Source organism: Actinomycetospora aurantiaca (assembly GCF_037401875.1).
GTDB lineage: Bacteria > Actinomycetota > Actinomycetes > Mycobacteriales > Pseudonocardiaceae > Actinomycetospora > Actinomycetospora aurantiaca.
Map to the genome: position 1 here is coordinate 195,780 of NZ_JBBEGN010000004.1, position 20,148 is coordinate 215,927.

Sequence of the window (20,148 nt, forward strand, 5' to 3'; positions counted from 1 at the left end):
GCTCCCCTCCTCTAGCTCTGGCCCGCGGTCGGCGCGGCCTTGGAGGCCTTCCAGCCGTCCGGGGTCCGCTGCATGTCGACCTGGAACAGCTGCTGCTTCTGGGTGGGCTGCTGGTTGGCGCTCGACGCCGTCACGTTGATCGCGACGATGGCCGAGGCGGTGCCGCGGTCGTCGTCGAAGGCCGTCAGCGACGCCCCGGCGGGGGTCGCGACGACGGACGCCTGCGCCTTCTTGAGGCTGTCGGCGAACTGCTGGCGGACCTTCTGGTACTCCGAGAGCATCGGGTCGGTCAGCGACGTCTGCGCGGCCGCCAGGTCGGCGTCGATCGTCTGCGGCCGCACCGTGTTGATGTTGACCACGATCTGCTCCGCGGCGTCCACTGCGACGTCCCGGTCGTAGGCCTGGTTCGCGGTCGGGCCGTGCGACCCGATCCACCAGTAGACGCCGGCCGCCACGGCGGCGGCGAACGCCAGGGCCGTCGCGACGGCCAGGATGCGAATCGTCGTGCGCTGCGACGGGGCCCGCAGGCCGCGTCGGGTGGACGACGACTCCGGCTTGTCCAGCGTGTCGTTCGTGGGCAGGGTCCTCAGCTCCTCGGGGTGGGAGGCCCGCCGGTCGTGGTCAGCCCAGTCCAGGGATGATGACCGGCGGGGCACCGCGCCCGGAGTTCGCCAGGACGTCAGCCGGGGACGACGAAGCTGCGGGGAACGCGGTGGTCTGCTCTGCATTCTGCGACGAGGCCTGTGACGCCGATGACCCGGGGTTGCTTCCGGGGGCGGGAGCGGGTCGCTGGCCGGGCGTGTAGGGGGTCGCGGGCACCGGCGTGATGTTCGGGAACGCGCCGGGCGGGGCCGTCGGGCCGTAGTAGTACTCGTTGGGGTTCAGCAGCCCGCCACGCTTGCTGCCGTCCAGGTTCGGCGTGCGCTGGGCGCCGCGCGGGTCCACCTCGCCGCCCTCGGCGCAGTACACCCGCGTGTCCATCGGGATGAAGGACTGGTCCGTGGCGGGCCGCCAGCCGGCTCCGGGCTGCAGGTAGCCGTCCCGGCAGTACGGCGGGTCCTGGATGTTCAGGACCAGCCCGAAGTGCACGCGCCCGTCCCCGGGCACGACGGCGGGCGCCACCGCGGACAGACCCGGGTAGGTCACGAGCAGCTGCTCGACCCCGGCCAGACGCGGCTGGATGATCCGCACGGTCGTCAGGAGGTTCGCGAGGACGCGGGAGAGGTCCGGGCCGGTCTCGCGGATCAGCGCCTCGAGCTGCGCAGCCGCCGGAGGGGCGGCCCGCACGAGCCGGCGCAGGTTCGGGTCGTCGGCCTTGAGCTGGGCGGTGAACAGGTTCAGGTCGCGGCTGAAGGACAGGATCTGCGGCCCGAGGCTCGCCTGGGTCCCGAGGACGACGCGCCCGTCCCGCAGCAGCTGGGTGGTCTGCGGGAGGTTCTGGATCGCGGTCGCGACGAGGGCGTTGGAGCTGTCCAGCAGGCGCTGCAGGTCGGGGCCGGTGCGGTCGAACGCGGTGTAGAGCTCGTCGACCGTGGTCCGCAGCTCCGGGATCGGCACGGACGTCGCCAGCGTGTTCAGGTTGGCGAGCAGCCCGTCGACCGGCACCGGCGTGCGGACGCGATCGGCCGGGATGATCGAGCCGTCCTCCAGGAACGGCCCACCGTCGCGCGGCGGCTGCAGGTCCACGTACTGCTCCCCGACCGCAGACCGGTTCGCGATGACCGCGACCGCGGAGGCGGGGACGTCCGGGCTCTCCTGCTCGATCTCCAGATCCACCTCGAGGCCGCCGGGCGTGATCCGCATGTCGCCGACCTTGCCGATCTCGACCCCGCGGTAGCTCACCGAGGCCTTCGGGAAGATCCCGCCGGACTCCTTCATCTCGACCTTGACCGTGTACGGCCCGAGGCCGACCAGCGAGTCCGCACCGACGTAGCGGAAGGCGATGTAGCTGATCCCGACGAGCGAGATGACGACGAAGAGGATCAGCAGGTTCCGGATCTGCTTCGTCATGTCAGTTCCCGCCCTCGTCCGGGGCGTCGCCACCCGTGTCGCCGGTGGTGTCCGGCGTCGTCCCGGCACCGTCGCCGGTGTCGGCACCGGTCCCCGTGCCGGTGCCCGCGCCGGTTCCCGTGCCCTGCGGCGTCCCGGCGCCCGCGGGCGTCTGGGCACCCGCCGGGGTCCCGGTCGCGCCGCCCACTCCCGGCAGGAGCCCGGTCACGCCCGGCAGGGCGAGCGCGGGGGCCCCCGTGGCCGCCTGCCGGTTCTGCAGCAGGTTCAGGATCTGGGTCAGGCTGGTCGTGTCGGCGTTGACCCCGAGCAGGTTCTGCAGCAGCCCGCTCAGCGACAGCTCCACGGACACGTCGATGTTCGCGAAGTCGCCCTTGATGACGTTGAGCGCGTTGTCGGCGAACGGGATCGTCAGGAGGATCTGCAGCGACCCGGGCAGCGCGTCGCCCGAGGCGATCAGGTTCGCCAGGATCGGCTGCAGCGCGTAGAGGTCGGCGATCGTGTTCGCGCCCGCCCGGTTGATCACGTCGGTGCCGACCACGGAGAGCCGCTGGAGGGCCTGGAGCGTCCCGACGAGCAGCCCGCGCTGCTCGTTGAGCACGTCCAGGCCGGGCTGCAGGTTGTCGATGACGTTGGCGATCTTCGCGCGCTGGTCGACGAGCGTCGCGGCGAGCCGGTCGACCGAGTCCAGCGCCCGGACGATGTCGCCGCGCTGCTGGTCGAGCGTCCCGACGAAGACGTTGAGGTTGTCCAGCAGCGCCCGGATCTGGCTCTCGTTGCCCGACAGCGCGGCGTTGAGCTCCCGCGAGATCGTCTGGACCTTCTCGACGCCGCCGCCGTTCAGCAGCAGCGACAGGGCACCGAGGACCTCCTCGACCTGGGCCCCGACGTCCGTCCGGTCCAGCGGGATCACCGCGCCGTCGGCGAGCCGGCCCTGCGGCGCCCCGATGGCCGGGTTGCCGAGCTCCACGAACTTCTCGCCCAGGAGGCTCGTCTGGCGCAGCTTCGCCATCGCGTTGGCCGGCAGGGCGACGTCGCCGTTGACCGACATCGTCACCTCGGCGGTCCACCCGTCCGGCGCCAGCCGGACCTCGCGGACGACGCCGACCGGGACGTCGTTCGTGCGCACGCTGGCGTTCGGCACCAGGTCGACGACGTTGGAGAGCAGCGCGGTCACGGTGTACGGCTCGTCGCCCAGAGCCGCACCGCCCGGGAGCGGCACCTCCTGGATCGACTGCAGCCCGCAGCCGGACAGCCCGACCGCCGCCACCACGGCGACGACGGCCAGCCGCCAGGACCGGCGGGGGGTGCGTGGGGTGGTCACCGTCCTCCTCCCGTCAGGCCCGCGAGCAGGCCCTGGCCCGGAGCCGTGGGCGCGGTCTGGTCCTGCGTCGCCTCGCGCGGCGTCAGCGCCTGGGTGGCGTTGGTCAGCACTCCGGCGGCGAGCGGGGCCACCGCCTGGTTCTGGTTGAGCAGGCCGGCCAGTTCCTGGAACGGCGCGAGCGCCTGGTTGAGCGCGTCCACACCCGCCGGGGTCTGGGTCGCACACTGGACCTGCCCGGCCAGCAGCAGCGGCGGCAGTGGAGTCCCCGGCGGCAACTGCGGCAGCAAGCCTCCGCCGAGGAGTCCACAGAGGATCGACTCCCGACTGATCGGGGGGAGGTCGAAGCCCGGGAAGAGGACCGGTCGGACGTCGAGCGTGTCGCCGCTGGCGTTGAACGAGTTCGTGAGGTTGCCCAGCGCGAGCGGGGCCGCGTCCGTGAACTCGGTGAGCGCCCGGCTCTGCCGGACCAGGATGTCGGTGATGCTCGCCAGCTGGCCGACGTCGGTCCGCAGCCCGTCCCGGTTCTCCCGGACGAACGCCTCGACGTCCTCGAGGGCCGGCGGCAGCACCCGCAGGACCTCCGAGAGGTTGCCGCGTTCGGCCGCGAGGAAGCCGGAGATGTCGGCGAGCTGGTTGTTCAGCAGCCGCACCTGGCCGTCGTTGCGGGCCAGCATGTTCGTGAACACGCCGAGGTTGTCGACGGTGGCGAACAGGTTGCCGCGGTTGTCCGACAGCGTGCCGACCGCTCCCGCGAGCTCGGTGATCGTCTGCTTGAGCGCCTCGCCGTTGCCGCCCAGGGCGTTCGCGGAGGAGCGGAGCAGGCCGTTGAGGGCACCGTCCTTGTTGACGGCGTTCGGTCCGAGCGACGTCGCCAGCAGGTCCAGGCTCTTGTAGACCCGGTCGAGCTCGACAGGCACCGCGGTCCGCTGCACGGGGATCACGGCCCCGTCGTTCATCATCGCCCCGCCCGTGTAGTTCGGGCCGAGCTGGACGTAGCGGTCCGACACCAGCGTCGGGGCGACGATCACGGCCTGCGCGTCCGCGGCGATCGGCACCCGGTTGTCGACCTTGAGCTCGACCCGGACCACGTTGCCCTGCGGGACGATGTCCTCGACGGTGCCGACCGGCACGCCGTTCACGTTGACCGTGTTCTTCGTGTAGAGGCCGACCACGCTCGAGAAGTACGCGGTGATCGTCCGGGAGCTCCCGCGCTCCAGGGCGTACCAGAGGCCGGCGGTCGCGACGAGCGCGACGATCAGCACGATCGCGAGGGTCCGGGCGAAGCTGTCGAACAGCGTCTTAAGGCGCGTCGTCACGGGTCAGCCCCCTCCCTGGGTCGGCTGCTGGGCCGGGGTCTGTGCCTGCGCCGGTTGCTGACCGATCGCGGCGGGGTTGATGAGCGGGATGCCGCCCGGGAACAGGGTGTTCAGGTCGATCCCGGCCGCCTGGCCCGCCTGCAGCAGCGGCCCGCCGAGCTGGTTCACCGCGCCGGTGATCACGGGGGAGCTCGGCGAGATGTTGCCGAGCAGGTCGGTGAGGAAGCCCGCGGGGTTGCCGCCGGCGGCGTCCGGGTTGCAGGCCTGGTCGAGCGGCGGGTCCAGGTTGCAGATGTAGGCGTCGAACCAGCGGCCGTTGCCGACCACGTTCGCGAACACCCGGACGAAGGGCGCCAGGAGGCGGATGCCGTTCTCGAGGTTCGCCGAGTTCTCCTGCAGCGTCGTCAGGACCCCGTTGAGGCTCTCGAGCGTCGGGCCGAGGGTGTCCCGGTTGTCGGCGACCAGGCCGCGCAGCTGGTTGGAGAGCGCGATCGTGCCGTTCAGCAGGTCGTCGATGGCCGCCTTGCGGCTGCGGAGCTCTCCGAGGAGCAGGTTGCCGTTCTGGATGAGCAGCTCGACGTCGCGGTTGCGGTCGGCCAGCACCTGGGTGGTGGCCCGGGTGTTCGCCAGCAGCTTCGCGAGCTCCTGGTCGCGCGAGGAGATCGTCCGCGACAGCCGGGACAGCCCGTCGAGGGCCGGGCGGATCGGGCCGGACGCGCCGTCGAGGGTCTCCGACAGGGTGTCGAGGCTGGTGCCGAGCTGGTCGGTGTTCAGGCTCTCCACCGTCGTCGTCAGGTCCGAGAAGGCCTGGATGACGTCGAACGGCGCGGTCGTGCGGCTCCGCGGGATCGCGACATCCGGGTTCAGCGCCTCCGAGCCCTCCGGGTCGAGGGCGATGTACTTCTGCCCGAGCAGCGTCTTGATCTCGATGGAGGCCCGGGTCTGGTCGCCGATCCAGGCGTCCGGCGCCTTGAAGGAGATGACCACGTCGTTGCCGTCGAGCGCGACGTCGGTGACCGTGCCGACCCGGATGCCGGCGACGCGGATGTCGTCGTCGGGCTGGACCCCGGCCGCCTCGCCGAAGCGCGCGGTGTAGGTCGCCCCCTGGCCGATCAGGGGCAGGTCGCGGATGTTCAGCGAGGCCAGGATGAGCAGCACCAGGACGAGGATGCTCACCGCCCCGATGACGATCGGGTTCCGCTTCCGGAACGGCTTCATCCGCTGCATCGGTACTCCGTCCCGGGAAGCGGCAGGGAGATGTCGATGTTGGGCGGCAGGGGGAGCTGGATCGGACCGGGCAGCGTGGTGTCGATCTTGAGGCCCGCCGCGCACAGGTAGAAGTTGAACCAGGACCCGTAGCTGCCGGCCCGCCCGAAGTTGTTGGCCTTCTGCGGGATGTTCCGCAAGGCGTTCTCCACGAGGCCTCGGTTGCGGTTGAGGATGTCGGCCTCCTGGCCGAGCTTGACGATGTCGTCCCGCAGCGGCGGGCGGGCATCGGCGAGGAAGCCGGCCGTGACCTGGGTGAGGTCGGCGATCGGCTGCAGCGTCGACCCGATCGCCACCCGGTCCTGGGCGAGGCCGGTGACGAGCTGCTGAAGCGAGACGATCAGGCTCGAGAGCTTCTCGTCCCGCGCGTTCACGGTGTCCAGCGTCAGGTTCAGGTTGTTGATGACCCGGCCGATGACGGCGTCGCGGTCGGCGATCGTCGAGCTCAGCGACGCCGCGCTCGCGAGCAGCTGGTTGATGTTGCCGCTCTCGCCCTGCAGCACCTGGATGATCTCGAACGACAGCTTGTTGACGTCGTCCGGGCTCAGCGCCTGGAACAGCGGCTTGAAGCCGTTGAACACCACGGTCAGGTTCAGCGGCGGCTGGGTCTGGGTCACCGGCACCGTGTCACCCGGGGCGAGGAACTGGTTCATCGCGCCGTTGCCGCGCTGGATCTCCAGGTACCGCTGGCCGACGAGGTTCTGGTACTTGATCGCGAACCGCGCCCCGACCGGGAGCTTCCGCGCCTCCTCGACGTCGAAGGACACCTCCGCGACCGACCGGTCGACGACCTGCACGTCGGTGACCCTGCCGACCCGGACCCCGGCGATCCGGACGTCGCTGCCCGCGATCAGGCCGGAGGCGTCAGTGAAGCGCGCCTTGTACTCCTCGGTCGAGGAGAAGAAGTTGTTCTGGATCGTGCCGAGCAGCAGGAGCACCGACAGCACGGTGACGATCGCGAAGATGCCCAGCTTGATCAGCGGGGCTACGACCCCCCTCATCCGAGCTCCACCGTGGTGCCGCGCATCGTCGATGCGGTCAGGTACGGGGCGAACGCGGGGACCTGCGACGGGGCGAGCCCCATCTGCATCCCGGTCAGCTCGGTCACGAGGGTGCGCTCCTCGGGCGAGTTGGGGGTGTTCGGCAGGCCGATGTTCGCCGCGTCGATCCGGGCGGCGCCCTGGCCCTCGGTCTCCTCGCCGCCCGCGTCCGGTGTCCCGGTCGGGGCGCCGACGCCGGCGTTGCCGCTCGCGGTGTTGCCCGCGGCGTTGTCGGGCGAGACCGCCGCGGCGGGCGGTGCCTGACGGGTCTGGATCCCGCCGTTGTCGCCGCCGGTGACGTCCATGCCCGCGTTGCTCGCGGCCGGCGGGGCGAACGACCCGTCGGCGAACGGGCCGCCCGGCGGGTACTGCGGCGCCTTGCCGTTGACGATGTAGCAGCGCGGCCCGCGGGTGTCGCGGTAGGCCGGCGCGTCGCTCGGGACGTACTTGCCGCGGTCGATGACGATCTCCGCCGCGATCTGGATCCCGGTGTCCGGCTTCAGGACGTCGTTGATCTTCGGCGTGAGGTCCGTGAGCTGCTGGAACAGGCACGGGAACTCGGGGCTGTACCGGCGCAGCAGGTCGAGGACCGGGTAGGAGCGTGCGCTGAGCTCGATGATGTTCGCGCGGTTCGCCGCGAGGAACGTCGTCGTGACGTCGGAGGCGGAGGTGACCGACCGGAACGTCGCCTCGAACGCGGCCCGCTCCTCGACCAGCGTCCGGCTCGTGGTCACGAGGTTGTCCAGCGCGGAGAGCAGGTCCGGCAGGGCCGCGTTGTAGATGTCCGCGGTCGGCGCCAGCAGGCGCAGGTCGTTGATGAGGTCCGGCAGCGACGGGTTGATCCCGGTGAGGAACTGGTTCAGCTGGACCAGCGTCGCGCCGGTCTGCTGGCCGCGGCCGGACAGCGCCTGCGAGACCGCGCCGAGCGTGTCGGAGAGCTTCTGCGGCTCGACCGCCTGGATGACCGGTAGCAGGTTGTTCAGCACCTGCTCGGTCTCCACCGCGTTCTGCGAGCGGTCCTGGCCGATCAGGTCGCCGTCCTGCAGCCGGCGCTCCGTCGGGTCCTGCGGGATCTCGAGCGACACGTAGCGCTCGCCGAACAGCGTCTTCGGGATGAGCCGGGCGGTGACGTTGCTCGGGACCGCCGTGAGGGCGTCGGGGTCGAGCGCCATCTGGACGGTCGCCCGCTGCCCGTCGGACTCGACCGAGCGGATCTCGCCCACGATGACACCGCGGACCTTCACGTCACCCTGCTTGGAGAGCTGGTTGCCGACGGTGTCGGTCTGCAGCGTGACCATGTCGACCGGCTTGAACACCTTGTTGAACTGCGCGATGCACAGCCCCACCACGAGCGCCATGATCAGCAGCAGGGCGATGCCGTACAGCCGGCGCTGGGTGGACGAGAGCGGTGGGCGGAGGTCCTTCGTCGGGGCGGTCATCCGGCGATCCGGATCGACGTCGTGGTGCCCCAGATGGCGAGGGTCAACAGGTTGTCCAGGACGGTGAAGACGACGATGGAGTTCCGCACCGCGTTCCCGACGGCCACACCCACGCCGGCCGGCCCGCCGCCGGCGTTGTAGCCGTAGTAGCAGTGGATCAGGATGATCGCGAAGGCGAACACGAGGACCTTGGCGAACGAGTAGACGACGTCCTCGGGCGGCAGGAACAGGTTGAAGTAGTGGTCGTAGGTGCCCGACGACTGCGTGTAGAAGTTCGTCACCAACAGCCGTGACGCCAGGTACGAGGCGACCAGGCCGATGACGTAGAGCGGGATGACGGCGATGAAGCCGGCGATCACCCGCGAGGTCACCAGGAACGGCAGCGATGGCACCGCCATGACCTCGAGTGCGTCGATCTCCTCGGACACCCGCTGCGCGCCGAGCTGCGCGGTGAACCCGGCACCGACCGTCGCGGACAGGGCGAGCGCCCCGACCAGGGGCGCCACCTCACGGGTGTTGAAGTACGCCGTGACGAAGCCCGAGAAGGCCGAGGTGCCGATCTGGTTGAGCGCCGAGTAGCTCTGCAGGCCGACCACCGAGCCGGTGAAGAACGTCAGGGTCGCGACGATGACGACCGTCCCGCCGATGAGCGCCAGGGCACCCGAGCCGAACGCCACCTCGGTGAGGAGGCGCAACACCTCGCGCTTGTAGCGCCGCAGGGTGCGGGGGATCCAGCCGATCGTCTTCGCGAAGAACGCCGCCTGGTCCCCCATCGTGTCGAGGACGCCCAGGGGGCCGTCCACGAGCGCGCGGGCGCGACGCGTGATCACTGCCATCGTGTTTCTCCGGCCGTGTGGGGAGCGAGCCGCATGAGGGGTTCGTGCCTAGAACTTGTTCGGTGGGACGAGGTTCAGGTACACGGCCGACACGATCACGTTGATCGCGAACAGCAGGATGAACGTGATGACGACGGCCTGGTTGACCGCGTCCCCCACGCCCTTCGGCCCGCCCGAGGGGTTCAGCCCCCGGTAGGCCGCGACGACCCCGGCCGCGAGGCCGAACAGGACCGCCTTGATGAAGCCCACCAGCAGGTCGCTGGGCTTCGAGAGGGCCGAGAAGCCCTGCAGGTAGGCGCCCGGGGTGACGCCCTGCAGGACCACGTTGAAGTAGTAGCCGCCGGCGACGCCGACGATGGAGACCAGGCCGAACAGCAGCGCCGACACCAGCATCGCGGCGAGGACGCGGGGGACGACGAGGCGCTGGATGGGGTTGATGCCCAGCACCTCCATCGCGTCGATCTCCTCACGGATGGTGCGGGCGCCGAGGTCCGCGCAGACCGCCGAGCCGCCGGCGCCCGCCACCAGGAGGGCGCAGATGACGGGGGCGGCCTGCTGGATCACGGCCAGGGTGCTGGCGGCGCCGGAGAACGACTGGGCGCCGAACTGCCGGATCAGGGACCCCAGCTGCAGCGAGATGACCGAACCGAAGGAGATCGAGACCAGTGCCGCGGGCAGGATGCAGACCCGCGAGATGAACCAGCACTGCTCGATGAACTCCTTCGTCTGGAACGGCCGCTGGAAGATGCCGACGAAGATGTCCAGCCCGAGCGCGAAGAGCTTGCCCGTGGCGGAGAGCGCACCGGCGCCGGGGAAGCGCCCGGCCGTGATGCGTGACGTCACGAGCCGCTCCGGCGGAAGAGGCGACGCAGGCCGCCCTCGGACCGCCCGCGGTGCTGGGACCCGCCCTGGGTCTCCTGCGGGTTCTGCGGGTTCTGGGGGTTCGCACCTCCGGCCAGCTGGTCGGCGGCCGAGAGCTCCTGCCCCTGGCCGTCGGCCGCGGCCGGCGCGGCCCACCCGGAGCGCTCGTCCCCGCGGTCGGAGCCCGCGGGCTGCGTCGCGACCAGCTGCGTGGGGCCGTCGTCCGAGGCGTCCTGCCCGGACCCGCCGTCCGAGCCCCCGCCGTCCGAGCCCCCGCCGTCCGACGACCCGCCCTGCGACCCCGCGGCGTTCTGGGCCGGGATCTGCTCGGTGCGCTGGTCGTCGTCGGAGTCCTGGTCGTCGGCCTCGTTCTCGGTGCCGGCGTCGTCGGCCGCGGTCTCGGTCATCTCCGAGCTGGAGCCGGAGGCGTCGGGAGCGGAGCCGCTCTCCTCGGCCTTCTCGTCGTCGGACTTGGTGTGCTCGCCCGCCTGGGGCAGGACCACCGTGCCTCCGGCGTAGTCGTCGACCGGCACACCGACCAGCGGCTCGTCGGACTCCGGCGGCTCCGGTGGGGCCTTGCGCGCCTCGGCGTCGGCGTTCGGGTCACCGCTGCCGGCCTGGTCGCCCTCGCCCTCGCCTGCGCCGCCGGGGCTGCCCTCGACCATCGACTCGGTCTGGTTCTCCTCCATCGCCTGGTACCCGAACGGGTCGGCGTCCTCCGGAGGGTTGTCCCGGGTGACCTCGATGAGCTCGGTGCGGTCCTGGTCCCGCGAGATCCCGTACCGCTCCATGTCCTCCTCGGTCAGCGACTCGAGGATGGCCGACTGCGCCTTCTCCGGGAGCGTGTGGAGGATCTGCATGACCCGGTCCTTGCGGCGCTGTGTCGCCTTGCGCTCGCCCAGGCCCTCGGTGGGCAGCAGCTGCGGGTCGATGAACGACTCCTCGGACTCCGCGCTGCCCCCCTGCTTCTTCAGCTCCTCCATCTCGGCCTCCATCTGGGCGGTGTCCTTCTCCTCGGACATCCCGATGGGACCGACGCGGCGGCCCTGCAGGAACTGCTGGACCACGGGCTCCTCGGAGGTCAGCAGGACCTCGCGCGGGCCGAACATCACCAGGTTGCGGCGGAACAGCATCCCGATGTTGTCCGGGAGCGAGCGCGCGGTGCCCAGGTGGTGGGTGACGATGAGGATCGTCGCGTCGAGCTGGGTGTTCAGGTCGACGATCAACTGGTTGAGGTACGCGGTGCGCACCGGGTCCAGGCCGGAGTCCGGCTCGTCGACCAGGATGATCTCGGGGTCGAGCACGAGCGCGCGGGCCAGCCCGGCGCGCTTCTTCATCCCGCCGGAGATCTCGCCGGGGAGCTTGTCCTCCGCGCCGCCGAGCCCGACCAGGTCGAGCTTCTCCATGACGATGTCCTTGATCTCGGACTCGCCCTTGCGGGTGTGCTCACGCAGCGGGAACGCGATGTTGTCGTAGAGGTTCATCGAGCCGAACAGCGCGCCGTCCTGGAACAGCACGCCGAACAGCTTCCGGATCTCGTAGAGCTTCGACTCCGAGCACCGCACCAGGTCGGTGTCGTGGATGAAGATCGAGCCCTTCTCCGGCTTCAGGAGCCCGATGATCGACTTCAGCAGGACGGACTTACCGGTCCCCGACGGGCCGAGCAGGACACTGACCTCACCGGCCGGCAGCGTCAGCGTGACGTCGGACCAGATGTTCGAGCTCCCGAACGACTTCGAGAGGTTCTTGATCCCGACCTCGACGCCACCCATGTGCTGATTTCCTCCCGGCCTGGTGTCCGACCTCGCCGTTCGCGACCGGCCACGTCCTCGACCGGATCGAGCTGTGCGCCCGACCACGGCGCGACGGCCCGAGGAGTCGGGCATCACATCGACAACGACGGGTGCGAGGGGAGGTTACTGGACGGGTAACCCGGCTCACCCGCCAGGGATGTCCCCTCCGTACGGACGATGCGCGACCGCGACGAACGGGTGACCCGAAGTCCATCTTCACTGCTCCTGACGGAGCAACGACGACGGGGCGGGGTCCTGGTGGACCCCGCCCCGTCGTGGTGCGGTCGTGCTGCGCCCTCACCTCGGGGAGGGCGCGTGGTGGCGCTCGATCAGGTCAGGGAGACCTTCGCGCCGGCCTCCTCGAGCTTCGCCTTGGCGGCCTCGGCGGCCTCCTTGGTGGCGCCCTCGACGATCGGCTTCGGGGCGCTCTCGACGAGCTCCTTGGCCTCCTTGAGGCCCAGGCCAGAGACGACCTCGCGGACGACCTTGATGACCTGGATCTTCTTGTCGCCGGCGGCCTCGAGGACGACGTTGAACTCGTCCTTCTCCTCCTCGACCGGCGCGGCGGCACCGCCGGCCGCCGGGGCGGCGGCCGCGGCGACCGGGGCGGCCGCGGTGACCTCGAAGGTCTCCTCGAACTGCTTCACGAACTCCGAGAGCTCGAGGAGCGTCATCTCCTTGAAGGCGTCGAGCAGCTCGTCGGTGGACAGCTTCGCCATGGTGGCGGTTCCTTCCTCGTACGACGCCCGGTCCGTGACCGGGCGGGCTGGTGGGGTGGGTCGGGGTGGACCCGTCAGGCGTCGGCGGCGGCGGCGTCGGCCGACTCGACCGCCGCGACGGCCTCCTCGGTGCTCCCGCTGCCCTCGGCGGCCCGCTTGTCCTGCAGGGCCTGGGCGAGCCGGGCGATCTGCGAGGCCGGGGCGTTGAACAGCCCGGCGGCCTTCGCGAGGTTGCCCTTCATGGCGCCCGCGAGCTTCGCCAGCAGGACCTCGCGGCTCTCGAGGTCGGCCAGCTTGTCGATCTCGGCGGCGGAGAGGGGACGCCCCTCCATGTAGCCGCCCTTGACGACCAGCGCCTTGTTGTCCTTCTGGAACTCGCGCAGCGCCTTCGCGGCGTCGACGGGCTCCCCGGACACGAACGCGATCGCCGTGGGCCCGACGAGCAGGTCGTCCAGCCCCTCGACCCCGGCGTCCGCGGCAGCCCGCTTGACCAGGGTGTTCTTCGCGACGGCGTAGGTCACGTCGGAGCCCAGCGAACGACGCAGCTGCGTGATCTGCTTCATCGACAGGCCCCGGTACTCGGTGACGACCATGGCCGAGGCGTCGCGGAACTCCGCGGCGATCTCGGCGACGGCGGCCACCTTGTCGGCGGCCGGTGCACGTTCAGCCATCCGCGCCTCCTCTCCTCACTCGGGCGTACGGACGGTGCTTCCCCGAGAACGACGGGCCCGAGAACGACGAAAGCCCCGTGCGCAGGCGCACGGGGCTCGGTGAGAGGGGCGGACCCCACCAGGGGCCACCGCATCGCGAACCTCGTCCTCCTGCGCGGGCCGTCCGGCGAGCGGACCTTCGTCCTCTCCCGCCGGGGCGGGGGAGGAGACCAGCGGTCTCGGGTGGAACTCGGTGACGATACCGGCGGACGGGTCCGCCGGGTTGTCCTGACCAGGATACGCGACGGCCCGGGCCACCCCCGACGTCGGGGGTGGTCCGGGCCGTCGACGGGGGGTGACTCAGGCGTCGGCCGCGGACAGGTTCCGCGTCCGGTTCGGGTCGACCGGGATGCCCGGGCCCATCGTCGTCGTCACGGTGATCTTCTTGACGTAGCGGCCCTTGGCGGCGGCCGGCTTCGCCCGGAGGATCTCGTCGAGGGCGGCCCCGTAGTTCTCGACGAGCTTCTCGGCGTCGAAGCTGGCCTTGCCGATGACCAGGTGCAGGTTCGCCTGCTTGTCCACGCGGAAGTTGACCTTGCCGCCCTTGATGTCGGAGACCGCACGGGCCACGTCCGGGGTGACCGTGCCGGTCTTCGGGTTCGGCATCAGGCCGCGCGGGCCGAGGATGCGGGCGACGCGGCCGACCTTCGCCATCTGGTCGGGCGCGGCGACGGCGGCGTCGAACTCCAGCCAGCCGCCCTGGATGCGCTCGATCAGGTCGTCGGAGCCCACGACGTCGGCGCCGGCGTTCTCGGCCTCGGTCGCCTTGTCACCGGTCGCGAAGACGATGACGCGGGCGGTCTTGCCGGTGCCGTGCGGCAGGTTGATCGTGCCGCGCACCATCTGGTCGGCCTTGCGGGGGTCGACCCCGAGGCGCATCGCGACCTCGACGGTCGCGTCCATCTTCGTGTTCGCCGTCTTCTTCGCGAGCTCGACCGCCTCGAGGGGCGCGTAGAGGTGCTCCTCGTCGATCAGCTCGGCGGCCTGGCGGTAGGCCTTGCTGCGCTTCATCTGCTGTCCGTCCTTCGGGGGTTCGTTCTCGGATCAGGTGTGGTCACGGGCGGCGCACGCCCTCCCACGGGCTCCGGCTGGGCGGTCTCAGCCGGAGACGGTCAGGCCCATCGACCGGGCGGTCCCGGCGATGATCTTCGCGGCCTGGTCCAGGTCGGTCGCGTTCAGGTCGGCCATCTTGGTCTGCGCGATCTCGCGGACCTGCGCGTCGGTGACCGAGCCGACCTTCTTCGAGTGCGGCGTCGCGCTGCCGGATTGGAGACCGGCGGCGGCCAGCAGCAGCTTCGCGGCCGGCGGCGTCTTCAGCTTGAAGTCGAACGACCGGTCCTCGTAGATCGAGATCTCGACCGGCACGACCTGACCGCGCTGCGCCTCGGTGGCGGCGTTGTAGGCCTTGCAGAACTCCATGATGTTGACGCCGTGCTGACCCAGCGCGGGGCCGACCGGCGGGGCCGGCGTGGCCGCACCGGCCTTGATCTGCAGCTTGACGACCGCGGACAGTCGCCTCTTCTTCGGGGGCATGCCTCGGACTTCCTCACGTTCTTCGTCGGGGCTCGCCCCGCGGCCCGGACGCCGCAGGGCGGAGTTGGGGGTGGACGACTAAATCTTCGAGACCTGGTTGAAGCCCAGCTCCACCGGGGTCTCGCGGCCGAAGATCGACACCAGGACCTTGACCTTCTGGGCGTCGACGTTGACCTCGGAGATGCTCGCCGGCAGCGTCGCGAACGGGCCGTCCATGACGGTGACCGACTCGCCGACCTCGAAGTCCACCTCGACCGGCGCCGGGCCGCTCGTGCCCGAGGACGCGGCGGCGGCCGCGTCGGCGCCGCCCTTGGCCTTCTTGGCGGGCGCCTCCTGGCGCGGCAGGAGGAACTTGACGACCTCGTCGAGGGTCAGCGGCGAGGGCCGCGACGTCGCCCCGACGAACCCGGTGACGCCGGGGGTGTTGCGCACCGCGCTCCACGAGGCGTCGTTCAGGTCCATCCGCACCAGGATGTAGCCGGGCAGCACCTTGCGCTGGACCTGCTTGCGCTGGCCGTTCTTGATCTCGGTGACCTCCTCGGTGGGCACCTCGACCTGGAAGATGAAGTCCTCGACGTCCAGCGTCTGCACGCGGGTCTCGAGGTTGGTCTTCACCTTGTTCTCGTAGCCGGCGTAGGAGTGCACGACGTACCAGTCGCCCGGGGCCAGCCGCAGCGAGTCCTTGAGGGCCTTGACGGGGTCCTCGGGCTCCTCCGGCTCGGCGGGCTCGGTCGGCACCACCACCGGCGCGCCCTCGGCGTCGACGTTGGCCGCGTCCGCGGTGCCGGCCGCCTGGGAGGGCAGGTCCTCGGGCTCCTCCTCGGGGGTGCCGCCCAGGGCCTCGCGAGCCGCGGCGAGGTCGGCCTCGGGGTCGTGCTCGGAGTCGGCGTCCTCGGCGTCCGTGTCGTCCTCGTCGGACTCCTCGCGCGCCTGCGCGGCGGCCCGGGCGACCTCGGCGTCGTCGAGGGTGGCCGGGGCCTCCTCGGTGCTCAGGTCGGAGCCCTCGCGCACGATCACGCCGCGCGTGCGGGACTCGCCCACGAGCTCGGGCTCGCCGCCCTCGGGCCCGGTGGCGGGGACATCTGCGGAGGTCACTTCTCGTCTCACTTCCTTCGGGTGTGCGGCGGTGGGCCGCACGGGAGGTGCCGGCGGGCGGTCAGCCGAACAGCGTGAAGGTCAGCTTCTGGAAACCGACGTCCAGCAGGCCCACCAGCGTGACCATGAAGGCCACGAAGACCAGCACGACCACCGTGTACACGACGATCTGCCGCCGCGTCGGCCAGTGGACCTTCCGCAGCTCGGCGACGACCTCCCGCAGGAACCGGCGCAGCCGCTGCAGCGGGTTGCCCTCGGACCCGGACGGCCGGCCGTCCCGCGACGGGGTCGGTGACCCCTTGGTGGCGATCGCCGAGCCCGAGGACGTGTCCTCGCCGTCGGCCGCCCGGCGGCGCCGGCCCGCGGCGGTGGTGGGACGCGCGTCGTCGCCGTCGGGCCGGTCGGCCCCACGGCCGCTGCGGTCCTCGCTCACTGTTCCGTCCTCACCCCGGGCCTCCCGCGCACCGACCTGCGGGCCGCGGGGCGCCGTTCTCGATCCTGCACGGTCGCGCTGCAGGGGCGACAGGACTTGAACCTGCAACCTGCGGTTTTGGAGACCGCTGCTCTGCCAATTGAGCTACGCCCCTGTGGCGGCCCGTCGGGAGCCGCCGGGCGAGGAGAGCCCGGACACGGACGCGCACGCACGCCGAACCGAGGACTCATCGCCCTGTGCGGACCATGCTACGGCACCCCGTCGACCCCGTTCCCGACGGCCCTGCGCACGTCGGTGACCTGCCGGGGGTGCGCGCGGGAGCGGGTGGGAGAATCCCACGACATGACCGCAGTCACGCCCTCGTCCTCCGGGGGACTCGCCCCCGCCGCCTCCGACCGCCGCATCTCCGAGCGCATCGGCGGGATCGCGGAGTCGGCGACGCTGGCCGTGGACGCGAAGGCGAAGGCGCTCAAGGCCGCCGGTCGTCCCGTGATCGGGTTCGGCGCGGGCGAGCCGGACTTCCCCACCCCGCAGCCGGTCGTCGACGCCGCGATCGCCGCGTGCAGCGACCCGAAGAACCACCGCTACTCGCCGGCGGGCGGCCTACCCGAGCTGCGCGAGGCCGTGGCGGCCAAGACGCTGCGCGACTCCGGGTGGGAGATCCCGGCCTCGCAGGTGCTGATCACCAACGGCGGCAAGCAGGCCGTGTTCGAGGCGTTCGCGACGATCGTGGACCCGGGCGACGAGATCCTGCTGCCCGCGCCGTTCTGGACGACCTACCCCGAGGCCGCCCGGATGGCCGGCGGGAACCCGGTGCAGGTCGACACGGACGCCTCCACCGGCTTCCTGCCCACCGTCGAGGCCCTCGAGGCGAAGCGCACCCCGCGCACCAAGGTGCTGCTGTGGTGCTCGCCGTCGAACCCGACCGGGGCCGTCGCCCCGCGCGAGCTCGTCGAGGCCGTCGGGCGCTGGGCCGCCGAGCACGGCATCTGGGTGATCGCCGACGAGATCTACGAGCACCTGGTCTACGACGGGGCGGAGCACGTCTCGATGCCCGTGGCCGTGCCGGAGATCGCCGACCGCTGCATCGTCGTGAACGGCGTGGCGAAGACCTACGCCATGACCGGCTGGCGCGTGGGCTGGCTGATCGGGCCGTCGGACGTCGTGAAGGCGGCGGCGAACATGCAGTCCCACGTCACCTCGAACGTCGCGAACGTGTCGCAGCGCGCCGCGCTCGCGGCCGTCTCCGGTCCGCTGGACGCGGTCGCCGAGATGCGGTCCGCCTTCGACCGGCGCCGGCGCACGATCGTCGAGATGCTCTCGGCCATCGACGGCGTCGAGTGCCCCACGCCGAAGGGCGCGTTCTACGCCTACGCCGACGTGCAGGGGCTGCTCGGCCGGGAGCTGCGCGGGGAGCGCCCGAAGACGTCGGTCGACCTGGCCGCCGCGATCCTCGAGCACGCCGAGGTGGCCGTGGTCCCGGGTGAGGCCTTCGGGACGCCGGGCTACTTCCGGCTCTCGTACGCCCTCGGCGACGACGACCTCCGCACCGGCGTCAGCCGGATGGGCGATCTCCTCGGCGAGATGTCCTGAGAGATCCTTCCCGGGTGCAGCGGACGTGGCGGTCGGTGCTGGTCGGGGTCGTCGTCGCGGGGCTGGTCCTCGGGAGCGCGGGGACGGCGTCCGCGCAGGACGCCGGGCCCTACGTGGCGCTGGGTGACTCCTACACCGCCGCTCCGCTGACCGGGACGAATGCGGGCAGCCCGATCGGCTGCCTGCGCTCGGTGAACAACTACCCGCACCGGGTCGCGGAGCGGCTCGGTGCCCCGCTCACCGACGTCAGCTGCTCCGGTGCGACGACGACGGACTTCCGGGTCCCCCAGACCACGAGCGCCGGGGTGAACCCGGCGCAGTACGCGGCCCTGTCGGAGGACACCGAGCTGGTCACCGTGCAGGTCGGCGGGAACGACATCGGGTTCGGCGAGATCGTGCGGACCTGCCTCGCGGCCCTGCCGTTCGGCACGCCCTGCCGCGACCGCTGGACCGCAGGCGGTACCGACCAGCTGCGCGAGCGCATCGCCGCCCTCGGGCCGACGCTCGCCGGCGTGCTGCGCGAGGTGCACCGCCGCGCACCCGACGCCCGGGTCGCCCTCGTCGGCTACCCGTCGGTGCTGCCCGCGTCCGGGTTCGGCTGCTACCCGGCCGTGCCGATCACCCCCGGGGACGTCGCGTACCTGCGCGGCGTCCTCGCGGACCTGAACACGCGGATCGAGCGGTCGGCCGAGGCCGGGGACGCCACGTACGTCGACACGTACTCGCCCACCGTCGGGCACGACTTCTGCCAGGGGCCGGGGGTGAAGTGGATCGAGGGCCTGCTGCCCACCGCGCCCGCGTACCCGTTCCACCCGAACGCCGCGGCCTCGGAGGCGATGTCGCGCGCGGTCGTCGACGCGGTCGGGGACGCCGCCGCGGAGTGATCCGGCCGCCTCAGCGGCTGCGGACGACCGCCAGGGCCTTGCCCAGCACGGCCTTGGTGTCCGGCCCGTGGGCGGTGACGGCGAGCGTGACCGACCCGTCGTCGTCCACGGCCTTCACGGTGGCGCCGAGCGAGACCCGCGCGCCCTCGTCGTCGTCGGGGACGACGACGGGGCGGGTGAAGCGGGTGGAGAAGGACCGGACCGCGGCCGGGTCACCGGCCCAGTCGGCCACGAACTGCGCCGCCAGCGCCATCGTCAGCATCCCGTGCGCGATGACGCCGGGGAGGCCGACCGCCGTGGCCGTGCGCTCGCTCCAGTGGATCGGGTTGAGGTCACCGGATGCGCCGGCGTAGCGGACCAGGTCGGCGCGGGTCAGCGTGACCTCGTGGCCGGGCAGCTCGTCGCCGACCGCCACCGCGGGGAGGCTCACGCACCCTCCCCGGCCCGGCCGACGAGCGTGGCCGAGGTGACCAGCACCGACTCGCCGTCGGGATCGGTCACGTCGCACCGGAAGGTGACGACGTCGTTGCCCGCCAGCTCCTTGATCTCGGCGACGCTCACGACCGTGGTCAGCACGTCGCCCGCCACCACCGGGCGGTGCACCTCGAACGACTGGTCGCGGTGCACGACCCGGGTGAAGTCCAATCCGAGCGCCGGGTCGTCGACGACCTCGCGGGTCGCCTCCCACGTGAAGACGACGGGGAACGTCGGCGGGGCGACGACGTCGGCGTGCCCGGCGGCCCGGGCCGCCGCGGCGTCGACGTGCACGGGGTCGGTGGCGCCGACCGCCGTCGCGAACTCCCGGATCTTCTCGGCACCCACGCGGTAGGTGCGCGCCGGCCAGCTGCGGCCGACGAAGGAGGCATCCAGGGCCACAGCGGCGCGGTTCCTAGCGGGTCTCGCGGTGCCCGCGGTGCGTGCCGCAGTTCGGGCAGAACTTCTTCAGCGTGAGCCGGTCGGGGTCGTTCCGCCGGTTCTTGCGCGTGATGTAGTTGCGGTTCTTGCACTCCTCGCACGCGAGCGTGATCTTCGGGCGCACGTCGGTTGCGGCCATGGGAGTGTCCTCTCGAGTACTACGCGATCATTCGGTCGTGGTAGCGGTGGCCGGACTTGAACCGGCGACACAACGATTATGAGCCGTTTGCTCTGCCACCTGAGCTACACCGCCACGGCATGACGAAACCGGCGGACCCAGCCCGCCGGCCTCCTCGTCACCGAGCCCCTTTACGGAATCGAACCGTAGACCTTCTCCTTACCATGGAGACGCTCTGCCGACTGAGCTAAAGGGGCCAGTCCGCC

The 20,148-nt window shown here is 71.5% G+C and carries 20 protein-coding genes, 3 tRNA genes and 1 pseudogene; 2 read left to right on the plus strand and 22 right to left on the minus strand.

Annotated elements, in window-relative coordinates:
* Nucleotides 1–11: 11 nt before the first annotated feature.
* The 17 genes and pseudogenes from WCD74_RS11365 to WCD74_RS11445 form a co-directional block, all read right to left on the minus strand.
* Nucleotides 12–656 (minus strand): hypothetical protein, encoded by a 645-nt coding sequence (locus WCD74_RS11365; RefSeq protein ID WP_337694956.1) that lies wholly within the window; start codon nt 654–656, stop codon nt 12–14.
* Complete coding sequence (locus WCD74_RS11370; protein ID WP_337694957.1) at nt 622–2,010, minus strand: MCE family protein; 1,389 nt, start codon at nt 2,008–2,010, stop codon at nt 622–624. Before WCD74_RS11370 ends, WCD74_RS11365 begins: the two co-directional genes overlap by 35 nt.
* A gap of 1 nt (nt 2,011) precedes the next feature.
* The gene (locus WCD74_RS11375; protein ID WP_337694958.1) at nt 2,012–3,331 is read right to left on the minus strand and encodes an MCE family protein; all 1,320 of its coding nucleotides are present in this window, start codon (nt 3,329–3,331) and stop codon (nt 2,012–2,014) included.
* Nucleotides 3,328–4,647 carry an MCE family protein gene (locus WCD74_RS11380; RefSeq protein WP_337694959.1) on the minus strand — a complete coding sequence of 440 codons (1,320 nt, stop codon included), beginning with the start codon at nt 4,645–4,647 and terminating at the stop codon, nt 3,328–3,330. The genes WCD74_RS11375 and WCD74_RS11380 overlap by 4 nt, the downstream gene beginning before the upstream one ends.
* A 3-nt stretch (nt 4,648–4,650) precedes the next feature.
* Complete coding sequence (locus tag WCD74_RS11385) at nt 4,651–5,865, minus strand: MCE family protein (protein WP_337694960.1); 1,215 nt, start codon at nt 5,863–5,865, stop codon at nt 4,651–4,653.
* Nucleotides 5,862–6,914, minus strand: a complete 1,053-nt coding sequence (locus WCD74_RS11390; RefSeq protein WP_337694961.1) for an MCE family protein — start codon at nt 6,912–6,914, stop codon at nt 5,862–5,864. Before WCD74_RS11390 ends, WCD74_RS11385 begins: the two co-directional genes overlap by 4 nt.
* A complete protein-coding gene (locus WCD74_RS11395; RefSeq protein WP_337694962.1) occupies nt 6,911–8,392 on the minus strand; it encodes an MCE family protein in 1,482 nt (493 codons plus the stop codon). The genes WCD74_RS11390 and WCD74_RS11395 overlap by 4 nt, the downstream gene beginning before the upstream one ends.
* Nucleotides 8,389–9,228, minus strand: coding sequence for an MlaE family ABC transporter permease (locus WCD74_RS11400; protein ID WP_337694963.1), 840 nt, complete (start codon nt 9,226–9,228; stop codon nt 8,389–8,391). Before WCD74_RS11400 ends, WCD74_RS11395 begins: the two co-directional genes overlap by 4 nt.
* A 48-nt stretch (nt 9,229–9,276) precedes the next feature.
* The gene (locus WCD74_RS11405; RefSeq protein WP_337694964.1) at nt 9,277–10,071 is read right to left on the minus strand and encodes an MlaE family ABC transporter permease; all 795 of its coding nucleotides are present in this window, start codon (nt 10,069–10,071) and stop codon (nt 9,277–9,279) included.
* Nucleotides 10,072–10,808: 737 nt separating this feature from the next.
* Nucleotides 10,809–11,861: pseudogene (locus WCD74_RS11410) on the minus strand (ABC transporter ATP-binding protein); the annotation flags it as partial.
* 350 nt (nt 11,862–12,211) lie between these two features.
* A complete protein-coding gene (rplL, locus tag WCD74_RS11415; RefSeq protein WP_337694965.1) occupies nt 12,212–12,601 on the minus strand; it encodes a 50S ribosomal protein L7/L12 in 390 nt (129 codons plus the stop codon).
* 74 nt (nt 12,602–12,675) lie between these two features.
* On the minus strand, nt 12,676–13,272 hold the full coding sequence (gene rplJ / locus WCD74_RS11420) for a 50S ribosomal protein L10 (RefSeq protein ID WP_337694966.1): 597 nt from the start codon (nt 13,270–13,272) through the stop codon (nt 12,676–12,678).
* Between the two features lie 339 nt (nt 13,273–13,611).
* Nucleotides 13,612–14,322, minus strand: coding sequence for a 50S ribosomal protein L1 (gene rplA, locus WCD74_RS11425; RefSeq protein ID WP_337694967.1), 711 nt, complete (start codon nt 14,320–14,322; stop codon nt 13,612–13,614).
* 87 nt (nt 14,323–14,409) lie between these two features.
* Nucleotides 14,410–14,844 carry a 50S ribosomal protein L11 gene (rplK, locus tag WCD74_RS11430; protein ID WP_337694968.1) on the minus strand — a complete coding sequence of 145 codons (435 nt, stop codon included), beginning with the start codon at nt 14,842–14,844 and terminating at the stop codon, nt 14,410–14,412.
* 78 nt (nt 14,845–14,922) lie between these two features.
* Nucleotides 14,923–15,837 (minus strand): transcription termination/antitermination protein NusG, encoded by a 915-nt coding sequence (nusG, locus tag WCD74_RS11435; protein WP_373696065.1) that lies wholly within the window; start codon nt 15,835–15,837, stop codon nt 14,923–14,925.
* A gap of 163 nt (nt 15,838–16,000) precedes the next feature.
* On the minus strand, nt 16,001–16,372 hold the full coding sequence (gene secE / locus WCD74_RS11440; protein WP_337694970.1) for a preprotein translocase subunit SecE: 372 nt from the start codon (nt 16,370–16,372) through the stop codon (nt 16,001–16,003).
* Between the two features lie 81 nt (nt 16,373–16,453).
* Nucleotides 16,454–16,526: transfer RNA gene (locus WCD74_RS11445), tRNA-Trp, on the minus strand.
* A gap of 188 nt (nt 16,527–16,714) precedes the next feature.
* Here WCD74_RS11445 and WCD74_RS11450 point away from each other — a divergent pair.
* Both WCD74_RS11450 and WCD74_RS11455 read left to right on the plus strand, forming a co-directional pair.
* Nucleotides 16,715–17,965 carry a pyridoxal phosphate-dependent aminotransferase gene (locus WCD74_RS11450; RefSeq protein ID WP_337694971.1) on the plus strand — a complete coding sequence of 417 codons (1,251 nt, stop codon included), beginning with the start codon at nt 16,715–16,717 and terminating at the stop codon, nt 17,963–17,965.
* A 14-nt stretch (nt 17,966–17,979) separates the two neighbouring features.
* Nucleotides 17,980–18,849 (plus strand): SGNH/GDSL hydrolase family protein, encoded by an 870-nt coding sequence (locus WCD74_RS11455; protein WP_337694972.1) that lies wholly within the window; start codon nt 17,980–17,982, stop codon nt 18,847–18,849.
* A 10-nt stretch (nt 18,850–18,859) separates the two neighbouring features.
* On the opposite strand, the gene WCD74_RS11460 is transcribed toward WCD74_RS11455, so the two are convergent.
* The 5 genes from WCD74_RS11460 to WCD74_RS11480 form a co-directional block, all read right to left on the minus strand.
* Nucleotides 18,860–19,279 carry a MaoC/PaaZ C-terminal domain-containing protein gene (locus WCD74_RS11460; protein ID WP_337694973.1) on the minus strand — a complete coding sequence of 140 codons (420 nt, stop codon included), beginning with the start codon at nt 19,277–19,279 and terminating at the stop codon, nt 18,860–18,862.
* A complete protein-coding gene (locus tag WCD74_RS11465; protein ID WP_337694974.1) occupies nt 19,276–19,725 on the minus strand; it encodes an FAS1-like dehydratase domain-containing protein in 450 nt (149 codons plus the stop codon). The genes WCD74_RS11460 and WCD74_RS11465 overlap by 4 nt, the downstream gene beginning before the upstream one ends.
* A gap of 13 nt (nt 19,726–19,738) precedes the next feature.
* Nucleotides 19,739–19,903, minus strand: a complete 165-nt coding sequence (gene rpmG / locus WCD74_RS11470) for a 50S ribosomal protein L33 (RefSeq protein ID WP_230756020.1) — start codon at nt 19,901–19,903, stop codon at nt 19,739–19,741.
* Nucleotides 19,904–19,941: 38 nt separating this feature from the next.
* Nucleotides 19,942–20,017, minus strand: a tRNA-Met gene (locus tag WCD74_RS11475).
* A gap of 49 nt (nt 20,018–20,066) precedes the next feature.
* Nucleotides 20,067–20,139 (minus strand) — tRNA-Thr (locus WCD74_RS11480).
* Nucleotides 20,140–20,148 lie beyond the last annotated feature (9 nt).

Coding starts and splice junctions, on each gene's coding strand:
- WCD74_RS11370 (WP_337694957.1), bottom strand. CDS start 2,010: ATGACGAAGCAGATCCGGAACCTGCTGATCCTCTTCGTCGTCATCTCG.
- WCD74_RS11385 (WP_337694960.1), bottom strand. CDS start 5,865: ATGAAGCCGTTCCGGAAGCGGAACCCGATCGTCATCGGGGCGGTGAGC.
- WCD74_RS11390 (WP_337694961.1), bottom strand. CDS start 6,914: ATGAGGGGGGTCGTAGCCCCGCTGATCAAGCTGGGCATCTTCGCGATC.
- WCD74_RS11395 (WP_337694962.1), bottom strand. CDS start 8,392: ATGACCGCCCCGACGAAGGACCTCCGCCCACCGCTCTCGTCCACCCAG.
- WCD74_RS11400 (WP_337694963.1), bottom strand. CDS start 9,228: ATGGCAGTGATCACGCGTCGCGCCCGCGCGCTCGTGGACGGCCCCCTG.
- rplL (WP_337694965.1), bottom strand. CDS start 12,601: ATGGCGAAGCTGTCCACCGACGAGCTGCTCGACGCCTTCAAGGAGATG.
- rplJ (WP_337694966.1), bottom strand. CDS start 13,272: ATGGCTGAACGTGCACCGGCCGCCGACAAGGTGGCCGCCGTCGCCGAG.
- rplA (WP_337694967.1), bottom strand. CDS start 14,322: ATGAAGCGCAGCAAGGCCTACCGCCAGGCCGCCGAGCTGATCGACGAG.
- rplK (WP_337694968.1), bottom strand. CDS start 14,844: ATGCCCCCGAAGAAGAGGCGACTGTCCGCGGTCGTCAAGCTGCAGATC.
- WCD74_RS11450 (WP_337694971.1), top strand. CDS start 16,715: ATGACCGCAGTCACGCCCTCGTCCTCCGGGGGACTCGCCCCCGCCGCC.
- rpmG (WP_230756020.1), bottom strand. CDS start 19,903: ATGGCCGCAACCGACGTGCGCCCGAAGATCACGCTCGCGTGCGAGGAG.